The organism is Actinomycetospora chibensis (assembly GCF_028737215.1).
GTDB lineage: Bacteria > Actinomycetota > Actinomycetes > Mycobacteriales > Pseudonocardiaceae > Actinomycetospora > Actinomycetospora chibensis.
Window position 1 is genome coordinate 162,611 of the sequence record NZ_JAQZAM010000009.1, and the last position, 17,987, is coordinate 180,597.

The 17,987-nt window shown below is 68.6% G+C and carries 22 protein-coding genes and 2 pseudogenes; 15 read left to right on the plus strand and 9 right to left on the minus strand.

Annotation, left to right across the window (positions count from 1 at the left end; all coding sequences use genetic code 11):
• The first annotated feature begins 383 nt into the window (after positions 1-383).
• Together PH189_RS15675 and PH189_RS15680 are read left to right on the plus strand one after the other, a co-directional pair.
• A complete protein-coding gene (locus PH189_RS15675) occupies positions 384-941 on the plus strand; it encodes a hypothetical protein (RefSeq protein ID WP_274189736.1) in 558 nt (185 codons plus the stop codon).
• An 88-nt stretch (positions 942-1,029) separates the two neighbouring features.
• Complete coding sequence (locus tag PH189_RS15680; RefSeq protein WP_274189737.1) at positions 1,030-1,452, plus strand: hypothetical protein; 423 nt, start codon at positions 1,030-1,032, stop codon at positions 1,450-1,452.
• Between the two features lie 45 nt (positions 1,453-1,497).
• On the opposite strand, the gene PH189_RS15685 is transcribed toward PH189_RS15680, so the two are convergent.
• The 6 genes and pseudogenes from PH189_RS15685 to PH189_RS15710 all read right to left on the minus strand — a co-directional run bounded on the left by PH189_RS15685 (position 1,498) and on the right by PH189_RS15710 (position 5,952).
• Positions 1,498-1,965, minus strand: a complete 468-nt coding sequence (locus PH189_RS15685) for a hypothetical protein (protein ID WP_274189738.1) — start codon at positions 1,963-1,965, stop codon at positions 1,498-1,500.
• A 347-nt stretch (positions 1,966-2,312) separates the two neighbouring features.
• Entirely contained in the window at positions 2,313-3,047 is a 735-nt protein-coding gene (locus PH189_RS15690) for a recombinase zinc ribbon domain-containing protein (protein WP_274189844.1), read from the minus strand.
• Positions 3,048-3,881: pseudogene (locus tag PH189_RS15695) on the minus strand (recombinase family protein); the annotation flags it as partial.
• 79 nt (positions 3,882-3,960) lie between these two features.
• Positions 3,961-4,539, minus strand: a complete 579-nt coding sequence (locus tag PH189_RS15700) for a hypothetical protein (RefSeq protein ID WP_274189739.1) — start codon at positions 4,537-4,539, stop codon at positions 3,961-3,963.
• Positions 4,540-4,622: 83 nt separating this feature from the next.
• Positions 4,623-5,171: a hypothetical protein gene (locus PH189_RS15705; RefSeq protein ID WP_274189740.1), complete on the minus strand. Its 549-nt coding sequence runs from the start codon at positions 5,169-5,171 to the stop codon at positions 4,623-4,625.
• Positions 5,172-5,217: 46 nt separating this feature from the next.
• Positions 5,218-5,952, minus strand: coding sequence for a hypothetical protein (locus tag PH189_RS15710; protein WP_274189741.1), 735 nt, complete (start codon positions 5,950-5,952; stop codon positions 5,218-5,220).
• An 832-nt stretch (positions 5,953-6,784) separates the two neighbouring features.
• On the opposite strand from PH189_RS15710, the gene PH189_RS15715 reads away from it, so the two are divergent.
• From PH189_RS15715 to PH189_RS15725, 3 genes and pseudogenes are all read left to right on the plus strand, one after another.
• The gene (locus tag PH189_RS15715) at positions 6,785-7,057 is read left to right on the plus strand and encodes a hypothetical protein (protein ID WP_274189742.1); all 273 of its coding nucleotides are present in this window, start codon (positions 6,785-6,787) and stop codon (positions 7,055-7,057) included.
• Between the two features lie 534 nt (positions 7,058-7,591).
• Positions 7,592-7,705 (plus strand): annotated as a pseudogene (locus PH189_RS30500) (TadA family conjugal transfer-associated ATPase); the annotation flags it as partial.
• A gap of 202 nt (positions 7,706-7,907) precedes the next feature.
• Positions 7,908-8,462 carry an NUDIX hydrolase gene (locus tag PH189_RS15725; protein WP_378014904.1) on the plus strand — a complete coding sequence of 185 codons (555 nt, stop codon included), beginning with the start codon at positions 7,908-7,910 and terminating at the stop codon, positions 8,460-8,462.
• Here PH189_RS15725 and PH189_RS15730 read toward each other — a convergent pair.
• Together PH189_RS15730 and PH189_RS15735 are read right to left on the minus strand one after the other, a co-directional pair.
• Positions 8,451-9,575 (minus strand): NsdA family TPR-like regulatory protein, encoded by a 1,125-nt coding sequence (locus tag PH189_RS15730; RefSeq protein WP_274189744.1) that lies wholly within the window; start codon positions 9,573-9,575, stop codon positions 8,451-8,453. The two genes, PH189_RS15725 and PH189_RS15730, sit on opposite strands and share 12 nt — an antisense overlap.
• A gap of 167 nt (positions 9,576-9,742) precedes the next feature.
• Positions 9,743-10,129 carry an XRE family transcriptional regulator gene (locus tag PH189_RS15735; RefSeq protein ID WP_274189745.1) on the minus strand — a complete coding sequence of 129 codons (387 nt, stop codon included), beginning with the start codon at positions 10,127-10,129 and terminating at the stop codon, positions 9,743-9,745.
• Between the two features lie 144 nt (positions 10,130-10,273).
• Between PH189_RS15735 and PH189_RS15740 the strand changes: the two genes are divergently transcribed.
• The 7 genes from PH189_RS15740 to PH189_RS15770 all read left to right on the plus strand — a co-directional run bounded on the left by PH189_RS15740 (position 10,274) and on the right by PH189_RS15770 (position 14,453).
• A complete protein-coding gene (locus PH189_RS15740) occupies positions 10,274-10,576 on the plus strand; it encodes a helix-turn-helix domain-containing protein (protein WP_274189746.1) in 303 nt (100 codons plus the stop codon).
• Entirely contained in the window at positions 10,576-10,794 is a 219-nt protein-coding gene (locus PH189_RS15745; protein ID WP_274189747.1) for a hypothetical protein, read from the plus strand. The genes PH189_RS15740 and PH189_RS15745 overlap by 1 nt, the downstream gene beginning before the upstream one ends.
• A complete protein-coding gene (locus PH189_RS15750; RefSeq protein WP_274189748.1) occupies positions 10,794-11,195 on the plus strand; it encodes a hypothetical protein in 402 nt (133 codons plus the stop codon). The genes PH189_RS15745 and PH189_RS15750 overlap by 1 nt, the downstream gene beginning before the upstream one ends.
• Positions 11,196-11,308: 113 nt before the next feature.
• Positions 11,309-12,934 carry a type IV secretory system conjugative DNA transfer family protein gene (locus PH189_RS15755; protein WP_274189749.1) on the plus strand — a complete coding sequence of 542 codons (1,626 nt, stop codon included), beginning with the start codon at positions 11,309-11,311 and terminating at the stop codon, positions 12,932-12,934.
• On the plus strand, positions 12,931-13,599 hold the full coding sequence (locus PH189_RS15760) for a hypothetical protein (protein WP_274189750.1): 669 nt from the start codon (positions 12,931-12,933) through the stop codon (positions 13,597-13,599). The genes PH189_RS15755 and PH189_RS15760 overlap by 4 nt, the downstream gene beginning before the upstream one ends.
• Entirely contained in the window at positions 13,596-13,892 is a 297-nt protein-coding gene (locus PH189_RS15765) for a hypothetical protein (protein WP_274189751.1), read from the plus strand. The genes PH189_RS15760 and PH189_RS15765 overlap by 4 nt, the downstream gene beginning before the upstream one ends.
• Positions 13,893-13,919: 27 nt before the next feature.
• Positions 13,920-14,453, plus strand: a complete 534-nt coding sequence (locus PH189_RS15770; protein WP_274189752.1) for a hypothetical protein — start codon at positions 13,920-13,922, stop codon at positions 14,451-14,453.
• 115 nt (positions 14,454-14,568) lie between these two features.
• Here the strand turns inward: PH189_RS15770 and PH189_RS15775 are convergent, their stop codons facing one another.
• The gene (locus PH189_RS15775) at positions 14,569-14,808 is read right to left on the minus strand and encodes a hypothetical protein (protein ID WP_274189753.1); all 240 of its coding nucleotides are present in this window, start codon (positions 14,806-14,808) and stop codon (positions 14,569-14,571) included.
• A gap of 192 nt (positions 14,809-15,000) precedes the next feature.
• Between PH189_RS15775 and PH189_RS15780 the strand changes: the two genes are divergently transcribed.
• The 3 genes from PH189_RS15780 to PH189_RS15790 all read left to right on the plus strand — a co-directional run bounded on the left by PH189_RS15780 (position 15,001) and on the right by PH189_RS15790 (position 17,966).
• Positions 15,001-16,323, plus strand: a complete 1,323-nt coding sequence (locus tag PH189_RS15780; protein ID WP_274189754.1) for a helix-turn-helix domain-containing protein — start codon at positions 15,001-15,003, stop codon at positions 16,321-16,323.
• Positions 16,324-16,334: 11 nt separating this feature from the next.
• Complete coding sequence (locus tag PH189_RS15785) at positions 16,335-16,985, plus strand: HAD family hydrolase (RefSeq protein WP_274189755.1); 651 nt, start codon at positions 16,335-16,337, stop codon at positions 16,983-16,985.
• 333 nt (positions 16,986-17,318) lie between these two features.
• Positions 17,319-17,966, plus strand: coding sequence for a DUF4190 domain-containing protein (locus tag PH189_RS15790; RefSeq protein WP_274189756.1), 648 nt, complete (start codon positions 17,319-17,321; stop codon positions 17,964-17,966).
• The last annotated feature ends 21 nt before the right edge of the window (positions 17,967-17,987 follow it).

Below are 17,987 nucleotides of genomic sequence, written 5' to 3' on the forward strand. Positions count from 1 at the left end.
CTGCGGCGCCCTACGCCTCGCCCTACCCGTCCTACAGCGCGGCCCCCACCACGACGACGCAGTCGGGTCCGCGTACCTCGTTTCCCGATGGGACCTACCTCGTAGGGTCGGAGATTCAGCCTGGCCGCTACCGCACGTCGGGCGCCTCGCCTGATGCGGTGTTCCAGTTCTGCATGGCGAGCCGACAGGAGGCGGACGGGCGAGGGATTGGATTCCCTGAGACCACGAACGATGGCCCGGCCTTCATCACGATCCGACCTAGTGACGCGCAGGTCGAGTTCTCCGGCCCTTGCGAGTGGGTCCGGTCCTAGGAGGGACCGTGTCGCTCGTACCAAGGGTGTGGTTACGCTGCCCTCTTCACTATCGGTGGAGGTTTGCGCTCGGTGTGGGAACTCATCGTCGGTGCTCTTGGCGGCGTGCTCCAACTTCTTGGCGTCGTGATCGCTGGCCGTGGTGCGCTACAGACGTGGCGCACCTACCGTCCCAACGAGCCGCTGTTGGACCCTCACGAACACAAGCTCGACTACCTCGTGGTCCGCTTCCTCGCATACGCGCAGCGAAACCTCAAGCCTCCGCCACGTACCCGGCCGGTAGGCAGGGCGGGAGAAGCAGACACCGCACCGCCGGTAGCACCTGGAACCCAGTACCAGCCCATTGCTCACTCACCACGCTCAGAGGATTTCGCACTCGAACTTGACCGCCGGGTCCGGCTGACACGCAGTGATCTAAGCGACCTTGAAGCGAGGGTCAACGACTCGACCTTCTCGATCCGCGACGCAGTTCAGGATGCTCGACGCGAAGCAAAGTCAGAACTTGACGGCCAGCGCGAGGAGACAAAGAGACTAGTCACCGAGGGCGTCCGGGGCATCCTTCTCGGTCTATTCGTGACAGGAGCAGGGATCGTGACCCAAACCGCAGCGCTATTCTTTGGCTTGTCATAGGGAGCGGCTGCACGGATTGAGAGGCCGGCTTATACTGAACGTCGAGCGTCTTGGTACGGACCTGCGTGCGGGCCAGGGAAGGAGAAGCGTGGCGAACGGTGAGCTTCCGCTTCATCCGAGCAACGACCCTCGCTTTGCCGGAATTCCATCGCAGTATCCCGGTGGCCAGGATGCCTACTGGCGCGATTATGGCGTGGCAGCCGTGTGGCACGGGCGTGAATCTACACGCATCGAGTTGGGGCTATCCGAGGAGGAGTATCAGCAGCGGCTGCGATACTTCGATCTAAAGAAGGAAGTCAACCGAATTGTCACCGCGCTAGAGACCTCGTCTGGCCTTGATGGGCGGACTATTTCACGGTGGTTGGTATTCGAGCAAGGCTTCCCGTGGCGGAACGCCTGCACTTATGAGGACTTGCAGCGGCTAAAGGACTTCCTGACCGACCCTGGCATTCTCAAGCTGCTCCCGTCGGAGCCTGTCCCTCCGCGACCGCCATCGCCGTACTTCCCATAGCAACAAAGCTCCGGTACCCATTGAGGGTGCCAGGGCTCTCTCGGGCTAGGAATCGCTAGGTGTGGCTAGTTCGAGGATGGCGTTGCAAGAGTTTTCTATGGCGAACTTGTATCCGACGCCCCGAGCGACATACCTAGCCTGGTCCTCCTCCGAGGCCATGCCAAGTTGTCGGGCGCTTGCCTCCAACCGCAGCGAATGGTTGACGTTAAGCTCGACGTCCTCCACGGCGCTACGCGCGCGTCCCCGGTCGGTGACGCACGTCGGTTCCTCCGCGATGATGGCACGCACTTTCGCTACGGCGTCATATGCGACCTCGTCACCGCTAGACGGATCCCAAAAGCGGAGCCGCTCTAGCTGAAGCAACAAACGAGACCGAGATTCCCTGATCACGTCGCTCGTCTTTGCTTCCCGATCACGGCGGAGCGTGTATCGAGCAACGGCAAACGACGTTGCGGCCGAAATGATGATATTGGAGATGGCAATAATGACCATCCCGCCTGCGGTCCCCACCATTCGGCAAGTGTGCCGCACGTGCATCCTGACGGCATGCCTACCCGTCCGCCAGGGTTGTTAGAGGAGATACCCCCTGAGCGTTGCTCGCAGGGTCATGCCCTCGTGCACGGCAACGTCATCATCAGTTACACGCACTGCCAGTGCGCCGGCACGCGAGACGGCCGGCGAGGGCATCGCACGTATGACTGTCTGACGTGCTCTGAACTCGTGTACGTCGGTCACCACTTCCCGCAGGACAGCCGGCCACACGAGTACCTAGCCGGCTTTACCTACGTTCCGGCGAAGCCGTAGAGCACGAGTGCCCCGGTCTCCTCACCCTTCGGGAGGCGGGGCATTCGTGTCGGGAGCTACCCGCGCTTGTACCGTTCCATTGCTGCGGCGACTTCGGGGATCCCCCGCGGCTTGGCCGTTCCTGCCCTCACCCGTTCAAGCCACGCCCGTGTGGTCTCTCCAAGCTCCGGGTTCACGGCTTCGATCATCCCAAGCACGTCACCATAGTAAATTGTCCACGTTGGCTGCTCCCCTCGTTCGCGGGCCAACTCGACGCGCACGTGATTGTCCCGTAGGAAATCGTTTCGGCCGACCTCGTTTAGGCCATTCCAGAACGCAGCGAATGTTTGCCCGGACCGGACGTGCTGCCACCCTGAGGCGACTTGCGGCTGCGCCATCAGCTCTCCCCGTCTGGCCGTCAGCGAGTCCACGTTGCTCATCATCGATTTCCAGGATGGAGAGCCGGCAGGGAAACGGCCCACTGCTGCGGCATAGCTTTCCAGCTCAGCGTCAATTTCCGCGATTGTCGACCCGTTGTCAGTACCGTGGACGTACTCACGTCTACCGTGGGGAAACTCCCCAAAGTTCTTCATCAAGTCATCGGCCACTACAGCATCGAGCGTGTCACAAGCAACGGTGCCATTGCCGCAATGCTTTCCGCTGTTACTACGGCAGTGATATAGGTTGCGCCGATCCTTCCGGACGTTGCGGTACATCTTCCCCCCGCACCTCCCGCAGAACAGAACACCAGTCAGTAGTGCCGCCGTGGTCGCGCGGCGGGTGCCGTTACTCCCGGTGTCTCGATCCTCCACGGCTTTCTTTGCCGCATGGAAAGCCGTCGGTGCAACCAAAGGCTCAGCTCGAATCAAAGGCTCGCCGTCTCTGAATACGACCCGCTCTTGCCCGTAGACTTTCCGGCCTTTGCCATCCTTCAGAAGTTGCCCGTTATTATCCGTCAGCGTCTCTCTATAGGTGGACTGTCCCATGATGGACGGGGAAAGCATGGTGCTTCGGAAGTTCGCCAACCGCCACGGCCGACCCTTAGGAGTCCGTCCGGCTAGCTGATCCTGTCGGTCCTTCGGAGTCGGGACGCCCCGTTCCGTCAGGTTGGCAACGATCGCAGAGGGACGCTCTCCTTCGGAGAGTCGCGTGATGACCTCACGGATAACCGGCGCCAAACCCTCTTCGTCCGGGACTAATCGCCAGTCGCCGGAAGCATCCTTTACAGGCTTGTATCCGGCCGGGACCGTGCCACCCCGATACGTGCCACGAGCGATGTTGTACTGAGCGGCGCTGTAGTTCCGGGCGGAGATACCCTCCAGTTCCAACTCTGCGAGCGTCGACATGATATAGATGACCATTCGGCCCATGGCGCTACCGATGTTCAGCTCACCGTCGGCGGTGGCAAGTGCCTTGCCTGCGTCCAAGAGATAGTCCATAAGCCGGTGAATATGCCTTGCGTTGCGGCCTACCCGGTCCAGCTTGGAAGCGACGATAATGTCGAAGTCGTGAAGCCTGTTTCTCAACCAGGGACCCAACGCCGGGCGGTCGAGCGGGTCAACGCTGCCGGATACATCGGTGTCGCTGGCAACGTCCACCACAGTCAGCCCGTGCGCCTGGCAGTAACGCCGTGCGTCCTGCTCCTGCCTCTCCGGTGAGGTGGGTGGCGTCCGTCATACGCGACAGTCGTACGAGGATGAGTGCGCGGGTCACGGTGGCAGCCTCTCAGTAGGGGTGAAGTACGCATCCGTCGCGTCTGCGACGCACACGATCCGCTCGGTGGGTGCCACCTCGCCTGGCACTGGTGTAGCGGTCGGTGATGTGGCCCTGGTGGTCTATGAGCTGCTGTGCGAGCTGCAGCGCGAGTTCAAGCCGCTCGACACGATCGCGATCGTGCCTGGCGCTGGGGTGCGCATGCGCGACGCGGGAACTCGCACGCCGGACTTTCTGGTGATCGGCAACGGCCGCGCCGTAGTGATCGAGGTTGACGGCGGGGCGCACCGCAGGACGACCCGCCATGCCGACGACGCGTCCCGGGACCGGCACTGGTCCCGCCGTGGTGTCAACACGGTCCGGATCCCTGACGAGCACACCGGCGAGCGGGCGCCCCTGGCCGAGCTGCTTCGGCGAGGAACTCAACCGACACCTGCGGCCGAGGCTCTGATGCCGTCGTCCGGCGTCGCGCGCGCGAGAAGCTGCCACGCTTTCGCTCGACGCAGTCAGCGCGATCTTCGCCGCCTCGATCACCGCGCTGGTCGCCGTGCTCGTCGCGGTGCTGACGCCCTCGTTGTCGGCTCTGCGCATGCGCCCCCAATGGTGTCGCAGACGAGCGCGAGCGCGAGCGGCCACCTCGGGGTCGTCGTCAACCTCGGGGCCGCCGAGAGCGGCTACGGGACGCGGTCCCGCCGGTTCGCCCGCAGTCCGTCGTTCAGGGATCGCACCCGCCTGATCACCATGAAGATGGTGAGCAGCATCTGGACGCCGAGGAAGATGATGAGCCAGGTGGTGACGGACCCGGCGGGCTTCGTCGTGTCGGTGAACATGACTAGGGCGCCGAGCAGTGCCGTGAGAGTAATGCCGACGAGTGCGCCGTAGCTGACGTTGGCGCGCACCTGGTCGGCGAGGTCGAGCAGGAGGGACTGCATTCCGTGGTCGTCGGCGTCGACCGCCCTGGCGCTAAGAGTGAACACGAGTGTGAACAGGCTGAACGACAGGCCGGTCAGAATGGACACGGCCGTCAGTACCTGCGGCAGGCCCTGCGCACGCGCATCGAACCAGGCTGCGACCCCGACAGCGGCCAGTGGAATTCCGAGATACGTCACGAAGTCGGAAACGCTCCACCGGCCGGTGCCGTGGTCTTTGAACGTGCGGTAGTGGTCAGCCGCGATCGCGAACGGCCAGAACTTCGAGCTACTCCGGCGCCTCGGGTGACTCACGATGACCCTCCTTGGCCACCGTCGGGATGACCCGGTCGGTCGCCTCCTATGACCACTCGCCATCCTGCCACTCGGGTCCGACAGTGATGCCGAGCGCCTTGGCCGTGTCCGGCACCATCGCGGTGACCTCGCGGTAGAACTGCTGGTCGTCAGGGCGGTTGCCGGAGATGTGGTACACGAACGTGGGCACGCGGTCGCCGGTCACGTTGAGCTGGACCTGTCGGTCGCCGACGTCCATGGAGACGTTCAATTCCTCGAACTCCATGCCGTGCACCGCGAGCAGCTTGCGGCGGCGGCCGTCGTCGCGGCGCAGCGAGTAGGCGAGGGCCTTGCGCACGGGGCCCATGGCGCCGGGGTCGATCCGCAGCTCCATCCGGCCGACCAGCTCGGACTGCGAGGCGTCCTCGTACACGGCGTTGGCGATGTCCTGCGAGATGCTGTTGCGCCGCAGCGTGATGTCCTTGACCTGCGCCTCGGCCAGGTACTTCTCCAGCGCCTTCTCGTCGACGAGCGGGTTGAAGTCCATGATCAGCCCGGACGTCTCGTTGTGCGCACGCAGGGTCGGCTTGAGCACGGCGGTCAGCTGGTCCTTGCCCGTGCTCCGGCCCTTGGCCTCCAGCACGAGCAGGCCGGTGGCGGCGCGTTCCGGCATGAACAGCAGCTCCCGCCGGGGGTCGTCGACCTCGATGTGCCGCCCGTCGCGCTCGAACACCGGAACGTCGTCGTCGGCGGCGTCCGGGTCGTGGAATCGGGACTGCTGGCCGCTGCTGCCCAGCTCCATCGCGAACCGGACGGTGCGACCGCGCGGGGTGACGGCCAGCGCGCGGATGTGCTTCTCCCTCTCGGTCGAGCGCTGCGCGCCGTCATGCCGTTGAGGATCGCGCCGACGATCGGGAGCGCGTCGACCGAGCCGCCGTCGTCGAACAGGTCGCCGAGTCGCATCGGGGTACTGACCTCGCGCGCCTTGTGCACCTGGAACTAGAACATGGAGTAGCCGTACTTCGGCATGTCTGCCTGCCATTCTTCGCGGGGAGCGATTGCACGCCACGCTACACGCGGGAATGGGCCTTCATTCGTGGCCAGTGCCTTTCGGCGACCATTCGGACCGGACCGGCATCAAGAGTCCTGACAACCGTTAGTCCGTTCAGCAGGGGCTTGTCGAACGAGACGCCGGCGTGTGGGTGAGCATCTAAGGCTGTTCGGCCTAATCTCCGACAAATGGAGCATCGGAAGAGTGAACTTCACCAGGGGCGACCGGGAAGGTTGCCGGAGTGCGCGTGAAGTACTCGACCACCGACTACAACCACTCGCCAGGCGCCCGGGGCGCGTTGGCCAGCTCGGCGGCGAAAAGGTGGCGGCTCGTGCTCCGGGGGATGTCGGCCGTCGCGCCAGCCGCGCCGGACCTCGGCGGCGAGCCATCCGGCCGGGACGCCGACGGCGAGGCCGGCGAGGGCTCCGGCGGCGAGCAGGGCGGCACGGGTGGCGGGCATCGACGTCGAGTGTCGTCAACGGTTCGCCGTCACGCGCGCCGGCCCGATCGTGGCCCCCCACCGAGCCGGGATCGGGGGATCATGGAGGTGTCCGGCGCCGAGGCGTCGCTGGGAGGGGGAGCCGTGACGGAGTTGCCGAGCGTGATCATCGACCGGTGCCGGGCGGGCGAGCTGACCCGCAAGCAGGCGGCCGAGGCGCTGGTCTCGGCGGCGTGGGACGACACCTACCGGCGTGCGTCGCACGCGAGCCCGGAGGACTACGACGGCGACCCGCTGCCCGAGGAAGGGCACGCCTTGCAGGTCTACAGCCGCACCCTCACCGGTCAGCTCGACGAGGACGACTACCGGGCGTTCTCGGCGGCGTTCGAGCGCTGGCGGTCGCCGCGGGTCAGCTGACGCGTGCCATCGCGCGGCTGTCCCGTTCGGTGGCGGCCTCGGAGGGGTCGAGCGGGTCGGGTCCGCCGTCGGGCTGTCCGGCGCGCCACACGTCGTACGCCCGGGCCGGGACGGCGTCGCCTCGTCGGGCGGTCTCGGTGTGGTCGGCAGGGGCTGCCCGGGGGTGACCAGGTCGAGGCGCAGCGCGACCCGCAGGGAGAGGAGCTCGGCGTTGTCAGCGCGCTCGACGAGCTGGCGCACCAGGGCGCTGGTGGGGTCGTGCTCGGGCGTCGCGGCCCGCTCGGCGCTCACCGCTGGCCGCCTCGGCGGGCGCGCCACCAGGCGGCGACGAAGCCGAGGACGTCGGCGAGACTGAGGCGTTCGAGACGGCGCCGGGGCCGCTCGGCGGCTCACCGGGATCGGCGGCGGCGTGGTGGTGGATGCGGGCAACGGTCGGGCCTCTCCCGATCGAGGCCCGGGCGCGTGGAGGTCAGTCGTGCGTCGGGGCCGCTGTCGCAGCGCCCGCTTCTGCGCGCGCATGCCCCGCCTCTCGTCAAGACGACGATGCTCTCGGCGCTGCTGGGCGAGGTCGCGCCCACCGAGCGGATCGTGTGCGTCGAGGACGCCAAGGAGCTGCGCCCAGCGGAGCCCTTGGAATGCGGCCTGATCGACCAGTTCCGCGTGTAGGACGCGCTGGCCGAGGCGGTTCCCCGTCCCACCGTCACCGGCGGCGGGTCGACCTTCTTCCTCACCGTCGCGGTGCGAGTCGTTCCTACGGGTGCGGCGCCGGGCCGCGCGCTGCTCGCCCGCGCTGCTCGACCGCCCTGCTCGCGTCGATCACGCGCATTAGGCGGACCGGTACCGTCGCGCCGTGCCAGACACGGCGGGCGGGTGGACGGTTTACGGCGAGCGGCCGGCGTACGACAACCCATGGGTCAGGGTGCAGCTCGTAGACGTCGAAGCTCCGGACGGCAACCGGTTCGAGTACCACGTCGTCGAGCTCGCCCGGATCGCCGTTGCGTTGATCGTCAATGATCGCGACCAGGTCCTCCTACTCCACAAGTACCGCTTCCCGACCGACCAATGGGGCTATGAGATGCCCGGGGGGATGGTCGACGACGGCGAGGAGTCTCCGATCTCCGCGGCGCGGGAGACCGCCGAGGAGAGCGGCTGGCAGGTGCACGGCGAGCCCGAGCACCTGCTGTCGATCGAGCCCCTTCCCGGCCAGGTGCGGGCCCGCGTCGACGCCTACCTGTGGCGCGGGGCGGAGCACGTCGGCGACCCGACTGACCCGGAGGAGGTCGGCGACATCGAGTGGGTCGACATCGCGCGCATCCCCGAGCTCGTCGTCCAAGGCCAGGTCCTCGGAGCCGCGACCGCGGCGGTCCTCCTGTACTACTTCAGCACCCGGCACTCAGCCCGGTAAGCGCAGCGCTCGCAGCCGGCGCAGCTGACGGTCAGACGCCACCTGGTTCGCGACACGCCGCGCCTCGCGCGAGTAGGCCAGGGCTGCGTCCCGCTCCCCCGCCGCGGCGGACGCCACGGCGAGGTCGACCAGCGTCGACGCCCGCGCTCGGACGAAGTCGCTCGGCAACCGCTGCAGGGCTTGCTCGAGCTGATCGATGGCGGTCGGTTCGCCGACGGACGCGAGCACGTGCCCGCGCCACCGGTCGAGATGACCGTCCGCGAGGAAGAGGAACGGCAGGTCCGGCTCCCGTGGGTCCTCGGGCAGCAGCTCGTCGGCGTCGTCGAAGGAGCGTAGGGCTCCGTCTCGGTCGCCAGCGGCCGCGCGGATCTCTCCCTCCGCCGCTGCCAGCCACGACCGCAGGAGCCGCGACGACGCTCCGGCTCCCACAGCGCGCGCCTCAGCCACGAGGTCGACGGCCAAGCTCGCTTCGCCGAGGTCGACGACCACCATCGCCTGCTGCGCCATCGCGTGGGCGAGCCGCGAGGCCGACCCGACTTCACGCGCGGTCGCGACCGCCGTCTCATGCAGGTCCCATGCCGAGCGAAGGGCGAGACGGTCGAGGGCCTCCCATCCGGCCAGGGTGGCCGCCTCGACGAGAGCGCCGGCGAGCGCGGCGCGCAGTGGCGCAGGCACGCCGTAGCGCAGCAGCCGCTCCACGTCCTCGATCTGACCTCTGAGCGCCGCGAGCTGGGTGAGGCCACCGAATCGGCGGTCCACCCGCCGCGCGCCCTCGATCTGGGCGTGGAACAGCTCGACAGTGGCCTCGTCGACGGAGCGGGCCACGTGCAGGCGTGCCCGGAGCTCGTCCGCGCCCTCGTTGAGCTCATCGTCCTCGACGAACCCCAGCTCCCTCGGCGTCCGCCCGTAGAGCTCGCAGAGCAACGACCGGTAGTGGGCCTCCCCCACGGCCCGGTGCCCGTTCTCCCACCGGGAGAGCAGGGTCCGCATGCTCGACTCGGAGGCGATGGCGATTCCACGGGCACGAGCAAGCTGCCCGAGTCGCTGCAGAGTCTGAGCGACGGACCAGCCGAGCTGGCGGCGCGCCTTCTTCAGCGCAGTCTCTTCAGCCATTTCGGACCCTCCCAAAGGGCCCGTGACCTGCGCAGATAACCGCACATAACCAGGTGCTGGTTAGGTGGCGCGACCTTCTGGAACTGCTGCCCAGCGAGTGGTCTGTAGCCATGAAGAACCCCCGCCAGCACCGCCCGCGGCGCGAACAGCGCCGAGCCCCCGCCGCGTCACCGGCCAGCATCCCGTTCACCGCGATCGGTGCGAAGAAGCTCGCCTACGTCATTGCTCAACTGCCGCAGCAACGAGTTCATCTCGTCGAGCCGGCTATCGACAGCGTCGAGGCGGTTGACCACAGCATCCAGCCCGACGCCGCCGACCTCGGACGTCGGCGAACCCGTCAGCACGCTTTCCAGGTGACCCGGCGGCCACTCCAGGCCGGTTGAGACGTCGGAGAGCGTTCGCGAGGAGCGACGCCGCTGCTTCGAGTTGTATCGGAGCTCCCGCAGCGTCGACTCGGACACCTTGGACCGGCGAGCGAGCTCCCGGAGCTCGAGGCCCAACTCGAGCAGGCGCTGGTCGATGGCGGTCGCGACCGCCTTCCAGTCCTGCGTCACCGCCACACCTCGCTCATGTCGAGCGCGGACGTTAATCGTCGCCCTCGAACCAGGCTTTCCATTTCGCGCGAGTGGCGGCGCGCGGCGAACAAGTCGCCGAAATCAACGACGAGAACGTTGATTTCACTTCTCTGAAGGTGCTCCATGACTGCCCACGACAGCTCTCCCCGCCTCTTCCTCACCGTCACCGAGACCGCGTCCGCACTCCGCGTCGACCCGGCCACGATCTACCGCGCCATCCGCGCCGGCACCTTTCCCGCCGTCCGCGTGCGTGGGCGCTACGTCGTCCCCGCCCGCGCCGTCGACGAGCTCGCCACCCGAGCCGTCGAGACCGGCGCCTGTGTCGACGTCACCGACGTCGCCCTGCCGCAGCCCGACGCGCGCGGCCGCACCGCCTTCCAGCCCCGCCCGGCCATCCCGGCGCCGACCTTCTTGAAGGAGTCCTAATGGACGTCGTCTCCGCGCTCGTCGTGTTCTCTGCCCTGGCCGCCGTCATCTGCGCCCGGGCGCGTGCGGCCGGTCCCGCGCTCCTGTTCGGCGCGGTCGCCATCGCCCTCTTCGTCACCACCCCCCTCGGGGCCGGCGTCCCCGAAGCGACGGCGTCGGTCGCGGGCTGGGTCGGCGACACCGCCGGTCAGCTCCTCAATGCCGCGGACACCAGCTGATGGCGCCCGACGATCACCGCTGGCGGGGCGAGGGCTGGCGCTGCTGCTGCGGCGCGACCTACCCGCTCGGCACGCCGCGGTGTCCCCCGTGCGCCGAGGCACTCGCGCAGAAGGTGGCCGAGCTCCGCTCGCTGCGCACCGGCCTCCCGCCGCACCTGACCGCCTTCGGCCCGGGAGTACCGACCGGACCCACCTCGGAGCCCGGCGACGGCGCCTCACCCGACCCCACCGACGTCCCGCCGAGGGTCTCCCGTCTCGTCGCGCTCCTCCAGTCGGGCCAGGTCCTGACCGGCGAGACCGTCAGCTCCCTCTTCGGCTGCTCCGACCGCACAGGCCGGCGGCTGCTCGTCGAGGCCCACCGAACGCTCACCACCTCGCTCGACCGACCAGGAGAGACCTGATGTTCACCGAGGACCGGAGGCGCACGCGCCATCGCCTCGCACGGCACCGCGTTGTGGGGTGGCCCTGGGCGCTCCCTACTGGCGCAGGTCTCGCGATCGGGTGCCTCGTCACCGTGATCGCCCTGTCGATCGGGCTGTACGTGATCGCTCTTGCCGCTACCGCCGTCGCTGTCCTGGACGGAGCGCGGCTCATCTGGCCGAACACGCCACGCGGGCGCGTGCGCACCACCTACGGCCGCACCGGCTGGGCCACCGCGCGGGACCTCCGACGGTCGATGAGCGCGCACGCGATCCGCCGCCTCGCCTCCGTGGTCCGGCCGTCCGCCCTCACCCTTCCCGAGACGGTTCGCGCCGGGCTCGAGGACGTCGAGTTCGGTACCTACGTCGGACGATCCGTCGTCGGTCCGCTCCGGGGACGCGACCTCTACTGCTCCCACCGCGACGTCGCGCTCATCGTGGCTCCGCCCCAGACCGGGAAGACCGGCTGGTTGGCGGCCGCGGTCCGCGACTTCCCCGGCGCAGTCGTGTCGACCTCGACGAAGGCGGACGTGCTCTGGCACGTGGCGCGGGCTCGACGGGCGCGCGGTCCGGTGCTGGTGTTCAACCCTGAGCAAGTCGGCGGCATCCCGTCGACCTTCCGGTGGTCGCCCGTCGACGGGTGCCACGAGCCCTCGGTCGCCCAGGAGCGGGCGAGCGCGATGGTGACGGCCACGCAGACCGGCGAGAGCATGCGTGACGGCCAGTTCTTCACCGAGCAGGGCGCCGTCGTGCTGCGCGCCTACCTCCTCGCGGCGGCGCTCAGCGGCCGCGGCATGGACACCGTGGCCGGTTGGGTCAACGACCCGGATGACCAGACTGCGCTCAAGGAGCTGGCCCGGCATCGCGGCCATGTTCCGCCCGGTTGGGAGCGGGCCCTCGCTCAGGTGGCCCACACCAGAGCGGATCGCACCCGAGAGTCGATCTATCTGACCCTCGCCCTGGCGACAGCGTTCATGGGCGATCCCGAGGTCGCGCGGGTCGTGTGCCCGGCCGCGGCAGATCCCCGCTTCGACGTCGAGAGCTTCATCGCGTCCCGCGGCACGTTGTTCCTCATCGGCGCCGAGCGAGGCCACGGCTCCATCGCGCCCCTCCTCGCTGCCCTCACGGATCACGTCTTCGAGACGAGCAAGCGGCTGGCGGCGCGCCTCCCTCACGGTCGGCTCGATCCCGCCCTGATGCTCGCTCTCGACGAGGCCGCCCTCATCGCGCCGGTCCCGCTCGACCGCTGGACGGCCGACGCCGGCGGACGAGGCATCCACATCCTCACCGCCGTCCAATCGCCGTCACAGCTGGCGCAGCGCTGGGGTGAACGAGGCGCGGAGACGATCACCAACAACGCCAACCTGCGCCTGTACTACGGCGGGCTTGGGGTCGAGCGTGATCTCGAGGCGATTTCGCGCCTGTGCGGCAGCCGGGACGAACCGGCGATCAGCGACTCGATCAACCAGGGCGGCGACCGACGCTCGTCGATCAGCTACTCGACGCGCATCATTCCGGTCCTCCCGCCGGAGGGCATGCGCACCCTTCCCCCGTGGCACGTCCTCGTGCTCTACCGCTCGAGCCCGCCGACGATCGCGCGGGTCCGACTGGTTTGGTCGCGTCCGCGGATGTGGCCTACCGCGTGGACGACGTTCGCGCGGCGCACCGAGTACTGGGGCCGACGTCTCCAGCTGCTGGTCGACCGGAAGCTCGGCCGATGACGCGGCCCGGGGCCGGCCTCGATGTGCTGGCGGCGCAGATCGACGACCTCCGGCGGGAGGTCGAGGGGCTGCGGCACACCGTCGACGCCGATATCAATGCCCTCGGTTCGCTGCTCGACGAGACGGTCGGGGACGAGGGCGCGCCAACCGGGGCGATCCCCGCCCTGGCCTCGTGCCTCACCGACGTCCGATCGCACCTCGCCGCCCTCGCCGAGCAAATCGCGGTCCTGGTCGACGGACCGGAGACCTCGCCGCGCTTGCCATCGTGGACGGAGTTGCGGGCCGAAGAGGCTCGCACCGCCTGGACTCGACTCGCACGTTGGATGACGGCGGTCCTCTTTGCCCGCTACCCGCCGACGACCGAGGTCATCAGAGATTGCTGGTACCGCCACCCCGAGCTCGTCGAGCACCTGTCGTGGCTCCACATCGCCTGGACGCTCACCTATCACAACCCGAGCGCTTCCATCAGCACTGCGGCGGAATGGCACAGCCGATGGCTGCCGACCGTTCTGACGAGGGCGCGAGAAATCCTCAAGCCGTGCTACATCGAGCACGTCGACGACAGCCGCGTTCCGCCGGAACGGCACCGCGGCTTCGATGCACGCTTCGAGGCCTTCGTGCGCGCCGACGTCACCCGCCGCCCCGAGACCGAGGGGCCACCATGACCATCACGATCTTCACGGCGGGCCACCGCTCGCCCCGCGGCACCTTCTACCCACACGCAGGCGCACCGGGAGTCGAGATGGACGCGCGTGATGCCGCCTCGCTCTTGTGCATGCTCGGCATCGTCGACCGTCATCTCGAGTCGGACCCCGGCCACGCGGTGGTGGAGCCCGCACGCCTCGCCGAGTGGCTTGTCGACCCGGTGCCCGTGACCTTCCAGGTCGAGATCGACGCTCTCGTGCGCCTGTGCGACTTCGCCCACGAGAACGCGGTGAACGTAGCCTGGGGCTATTGACGCCGAGCCGCGGGCAGGAGTGGCGGGATGACCCAGACGGAGAACGTCGCAGTCGACATCCTCCTCGAACCGGCCGCGTCTGTGTCGATCTACCTGCAGGCGCTGCTCTCGGCGGGCCGTCGCTACGAGGTGGGCGTGCTCCAGCAGAGGCATCGCCGTGCGTCCGAGGATGCCCGCAGCGCGCTGGAGCACGCCGGCGTGTGGTCCTCGGCCACGCAGGTCGGGGCGTTGGCGCCGTACCGGTACGACGACCAGCCAGCCGAGATCGATGTCGTCGAGCACGGGCCCGGCGAGGCGAAGCGCGAGCCGGGCCTGCACGCGCACCTCGTCGTCCGTCTGCTAGACGGGACGCACCTGGATCGGCCCGCGCTCGAGCGTTCGCTGCCCTTCGTCCGCGGCCGCTACGAGCGCTCGCTGACCGACGGGCTCGTCTCCGACCTCGGTCTGGCTGTCCGCGAGTTGGACGGGACGCTGCAGCTCGCGGGCATCCCCGACGACCCCTTCGCCTCGTTCGCGCCCACAGCGTGCCGCGTGCAGGTCGGCGTGCGTCAGGTGAGGTGACGAGGGGGCGTCGCGGCCCAACGCCACCAGTGAGCGCGGCGCGAGGTCTTGCGAATGTTCGTCGGCGAACGCATCGACCACGGCCGCCTCACCGCCCCGGGACGATGCCGGCCGCTCATCGGAGTCGGTACCGCTCGGGCGCCAGGCACTCCACAAGGCGGAGGTCGCTCCCCGTAGGGAAGGGATGCTGCGGGCCGTGCTCGTAGATCCACACGGTGAACCCGGTGTCCCGCAGCTCCTCGGCCTCGGTGAGCGCGGCGGGCCAGCTGTCGGTGGTTGAGGCTCGCGTCTCGTCGCGTGAGAAGGCCCCCAGCGATCCCTCGACCAGCCGCGCGTGCAGGTGGAACGTGCTCACAGGGATCACTCCTACGCACTCGGGGGCTCCCGCGACCAGGAACCTCGTTCGCTCCCGACCGTCGTCCCGGCGAGGTCCGCGCCCGTAGTCCCGACGGCGGTCCAGGCGTAGTCCGATGACTAGTCCCGAGCCCCTCGACGCCTTGTCACGGCTACCGTCGAGCGGTCGTTACGACTCGAGACAGGACCGCTGATGGACGGGCAGCCGGCGCGGTTCCGCGCTTTCCGCGAGGAACGTGGGTGGACTCAGCGCGACGTCGCCGAGCACGTCCAGCGGCTCGCGTGGGCGAAGCACGGCGACCACGTGGGCGTTAACGCGGACATGATCGCGAAGTGGGAACGCGGCGCGAAGGGTGTCAGCGCCTACTACCGCGAGCTCCTGGCGCTCCTGTTCGGTGTCGAACCCCGCATGCTCGGGCTCCGCACCAACCCTCGCGGCCCGGAAGTCGCTGCAGCGGTCGACGACCTCAGCCGCGGCGCGTACCAGCTGCTCGATCACCTCGGCCCGGGCGCTGAGGTGATCCGGACACGTGTCGTGCAGGTCGTCGAGGACCAGGTCGCACGGCGACGCACGCTGCTTACCGTGATGGGATTGCTGTCGATGAGTGCCGAAGACTCCGGAGACGCGACGGCTGCGACCAGTGGGACGTTCGACGACCTCAGCGACCGTTATCAGGAGCGATATCACTCGTCGGACCCCGTCGCGCTGTTCACCGTCGCGCTCGCCCATCTCGATGCCGTTTCCGCAGCCGCGAGGCGGACGTCGGGACGAGAGCAGATGCGGTTGATCGCCAACCAGGCGCGCAGCGCGACCCTGGTCGGACGGCTCAGCTTCTTCGACCTCGACGACTCGATGGCCGCGCGAGGTCACTACACCCTCGCCGCCGAAGCGGCCCACGAGGCGGGGGACGCTCAGCAGGAAGCTGCAGCCCTCGCCCACCTCGCGTTCGTCCCAGCCTCCGCGGGCGCGTCAACGGCGGCCCTCGACCACCTCGCCGCAGCGCGGGTCGCGCTCGCCAGTCAGCCCCACCCGTTGATCAGCTCCTGGGTCGATGCGATCGAGTCCGAGGTGCTGGCCAACGCCGGGGAGCACATGGCCGCCCTGTCCGCGATCAATCGGGCGCGAGAGGCGCTGTCGTCGGGAGCGGTTGATGACGACGGGCCGCGGTGGTTCGACTACTACGACGCGACGCGGCTCGCGGGCTTCGCCGGCTACGCCAACCTGCTCGCAGGGCGCTACGACGCGGCTCGGGCCGAGCTCGAGGAGGCGCTGAACCTCCCCTTGGCTGCTGCGAAGCAGCGCTCGGTGCTGCTATCCGATCTCGCGACGGTCCACTACCGGGACGGCGAGCTCGACGAGGCCTGCCGCATCGCGATCTCAGCGGTCGACGAGCTCGCGCAGGCGGGCTACGCAACAGGATCGGATCGAGTGCGCTCGTTCCTCCGCCTCGTCCACTCCCACGCCTCGTCGCCCGCGGTCCGCACGCTCAACGAGCGCGTGTCCTCCCTCAACTGACCGGAGCCTGCATGACCATCCGCGCCGTGTGGTTCGACGTCGGCGAGGTCCTCATCGACGAGACCCGCGAGTACGGCGCCTGGGCCGACTGGCTCGGCGTCCCCCGGCACACCTTCTCCGCCGTCTTCGGCGCAGTCATCGCTCGAGGCGGCGACTATCGCGAGGTCTTCGAACACTTCCGACCAGGCTTCGACCTTGCTGCCGAGCGCGAGGCACGCGTCCGGGTCGGGCTCGGCGAGTACCTCAACGCGCACGACCTCTACCCCGACGTCCGGACATGTCTGCAGGCACTCCGCGACCGAGGGTTGTTCGTGGGCGTAGCCGGCAATCAGACCGTGAGAGCGGGTGCATTCCTTCGCGAGCTTCACCTGCCGGTCGATGCACTCGCCACGTCGGACGACTGGGGCGTCGCCAAGCCCGACGTCGCCTTCTTCCACAAGCTCGTCGCCGTCTCCGGCCACCCGCCCAACGAGATCGCCTACGTCGGCGACCGGCTCGACAACGACATCGCGCCGGCGGCCGAAGCCGGACTACGGACCGTTCAGCTGCGTCGAGGACCCTGGGCGCACGTCGTTCAGCGCGGTCTCGTAGGGCCGTCAGCAACAACAACGTCGCTGGACGATCTTCCCGCCCTCACGATGACGTCAGCACTCGCGTACTGAGCCGCGAGCCCGACAGCCGGACCTGGCTCCGCTCCGTCGAGTCTGACGACGTCGCCGGTCGGTCACGCTCGGCCTGTCGAGTGGACCGTGCTCGAACACGGGTCGGTAGCGCGCCATTGCGGGCACGAGCTGGTTGATCCTGATCGCGCCGGCACGAGTTCGAGCGGCATGCCGCCCGGCGCGCCACAAGCCCTCAAGGCGCGTCGCCATGCCCCCCGCGCCGCGGTGACCGACTCGTGACCTGAGCGCGGTAACGCAGCGTGCCCGGCACGCGAGATCCTTTCCGAGCGCACTCGAGCCGTCGGGGCCGCGCCACGTCTCGGGGGGACCTCCATGACCCAGCAGTACGTGCCGCCGCCCGGCCACCAGCCCTACTACCCGCCGCCCACGGCGTCGCAGCGCACGAACGGCATGGCGACCGCCGGATTCGTCGTCGCGCTCTGCGGCGCGGTCCTCTCGATCATCCCGTTCCTCGGGATCGTGGCCTGGATCGTCGCACCGGTCGGCATCGTGCTCTCCATCATCGGGCTGACACGCGTGGGCCAGCTCGGCGGCCGCGGCATGGCCGTCAGCGGAGTCATCCTCGGCGCGGCGGGCCTCCTCATCTGCATGCTGTGGCTGATCGGGCTCGCCGCCGCCACCACGCCGCCGAGCGGCTCGACGTACACGACGCCGCGGTCATACTCCGCACCGTCCTACTCGGCGCCAGCGCGCTCGACAGCGCCCACCACGCAGGCGATGCCCTCGGTGAACGGGCCGTTCGAGGACGGCACCTACCTCGTGGGCTCGGAGCTGACCGCGGGTACCTACCGCACCGACGGGTCCGGCGGCTCCTGCTACTGGGAGCGGCTGCGCGACACCTCAGGCGAGTTCGGCGCAATCATCTCGAACCAAGCGGTCTCCGGCCCGAGCACGATGACGGTGCAGTCGTCGGACAACGCGGTGCGCTTCTCCGGCGGATGTACCTGGACGCGCCGCTAACCGGCCGTTGAACCTCCGCCC

Excerpts from the sequence above, each read along its gene's own strand:
- PH189_RS15745 (WP_274189747.1), top strand. The coding sequence starts at position 10,576 with ATGGACGTCGTCTCCGCGCTCGTCGTGTTCTCTGCCCTGGCCGCCGTC.
- PH189_RS15760 (WP_274189750.1), top strand. The coding sequence starts at position 12,931 with ATGACGCGGCCCGGGGCCGGCCTCGATGTGCTGGCGGCGCAGATCGAC.
- PH189_RS15750 (WP_274189748.1), top strand. The coding sequence starts at position 10,794 with ATGGCGCCCGACGATCACCGCTGGCGGGGCGAGGGCTGGCGCTGCTGC.
- PH189_RS15780 (WP_274189754.1), top strand. The coding sequence starts at position 15,001 with ATGGACGGGCAGCCGGCGCGGTTCCGCGCTTTCCGCGAGGAACGTGGG.
- PH189_RS15765 (WP_274189751.1), top strand. The coding sequence starts at position 13,596 with ATGACCATCACGATCTTCACGGCGGGCCACCGCTCGCCCCGCGGCACC.
- PH189_RS15770 (WP_274189752.1), top strand. The coding sequence starts at position 13,920 with ATGACCCAGACGGAGAACGTCGCAGTCGACATCCTCCTCGAACCGGCC.
- PH189_RS15685 (WP_274189738.1), bottom strand. The coding sequence starts at position 1,965 with ATGGTGGGGACCGCAGGCGGGATGGTCATTATTGCCATCTCCAATATC.
- PH189_RS15700 (WP_274189739.1), bottom strand. The coding sequence starts at position 4,539 with ATGCGCAGAGCCGACAACGAGGGCGTCAGCACCGCGACGAGCACGGCG.
- PH189_RS15730 (WP_274189744.1), bottom strand. The coding sequence starts at position 9,575 with ATGGCTGAAGAGACTGCGCTGAAGAAGGCGCGCCGCCAGCTCGGCTGG.
- PH189_RS15710 (WP_274189741.1), bottom strand. The coding sequence starts at position 5,952 with ATGGAGCTGGGCAGCAGCGGCCAGCAGTCCCGATTCCACGACCCGGAC.
- PH189_RS15785 (WP_274189755.1), top strand. The coding sequence starts at position 16,335 with ATGACCATCCGCGCCGTGTGGTTCGACGTCGGCGAGGTCCTCATCGAC.
- PH189_RS15740 (WP_274189746.1), top strand. The coding sequence starts at position 10,274 with ATGACTGCCCACGACAGCTCTCCCCGCCTCTTCCTCACCGTCACCGAG.
- PH189_RS15790 (WP_274189756.1), top strand. The coding sequence starts at position 17,319 with ATGACCCAGCAGTACGTGCCGCCGCCCGGCCACCAGCCCTACTACCCG.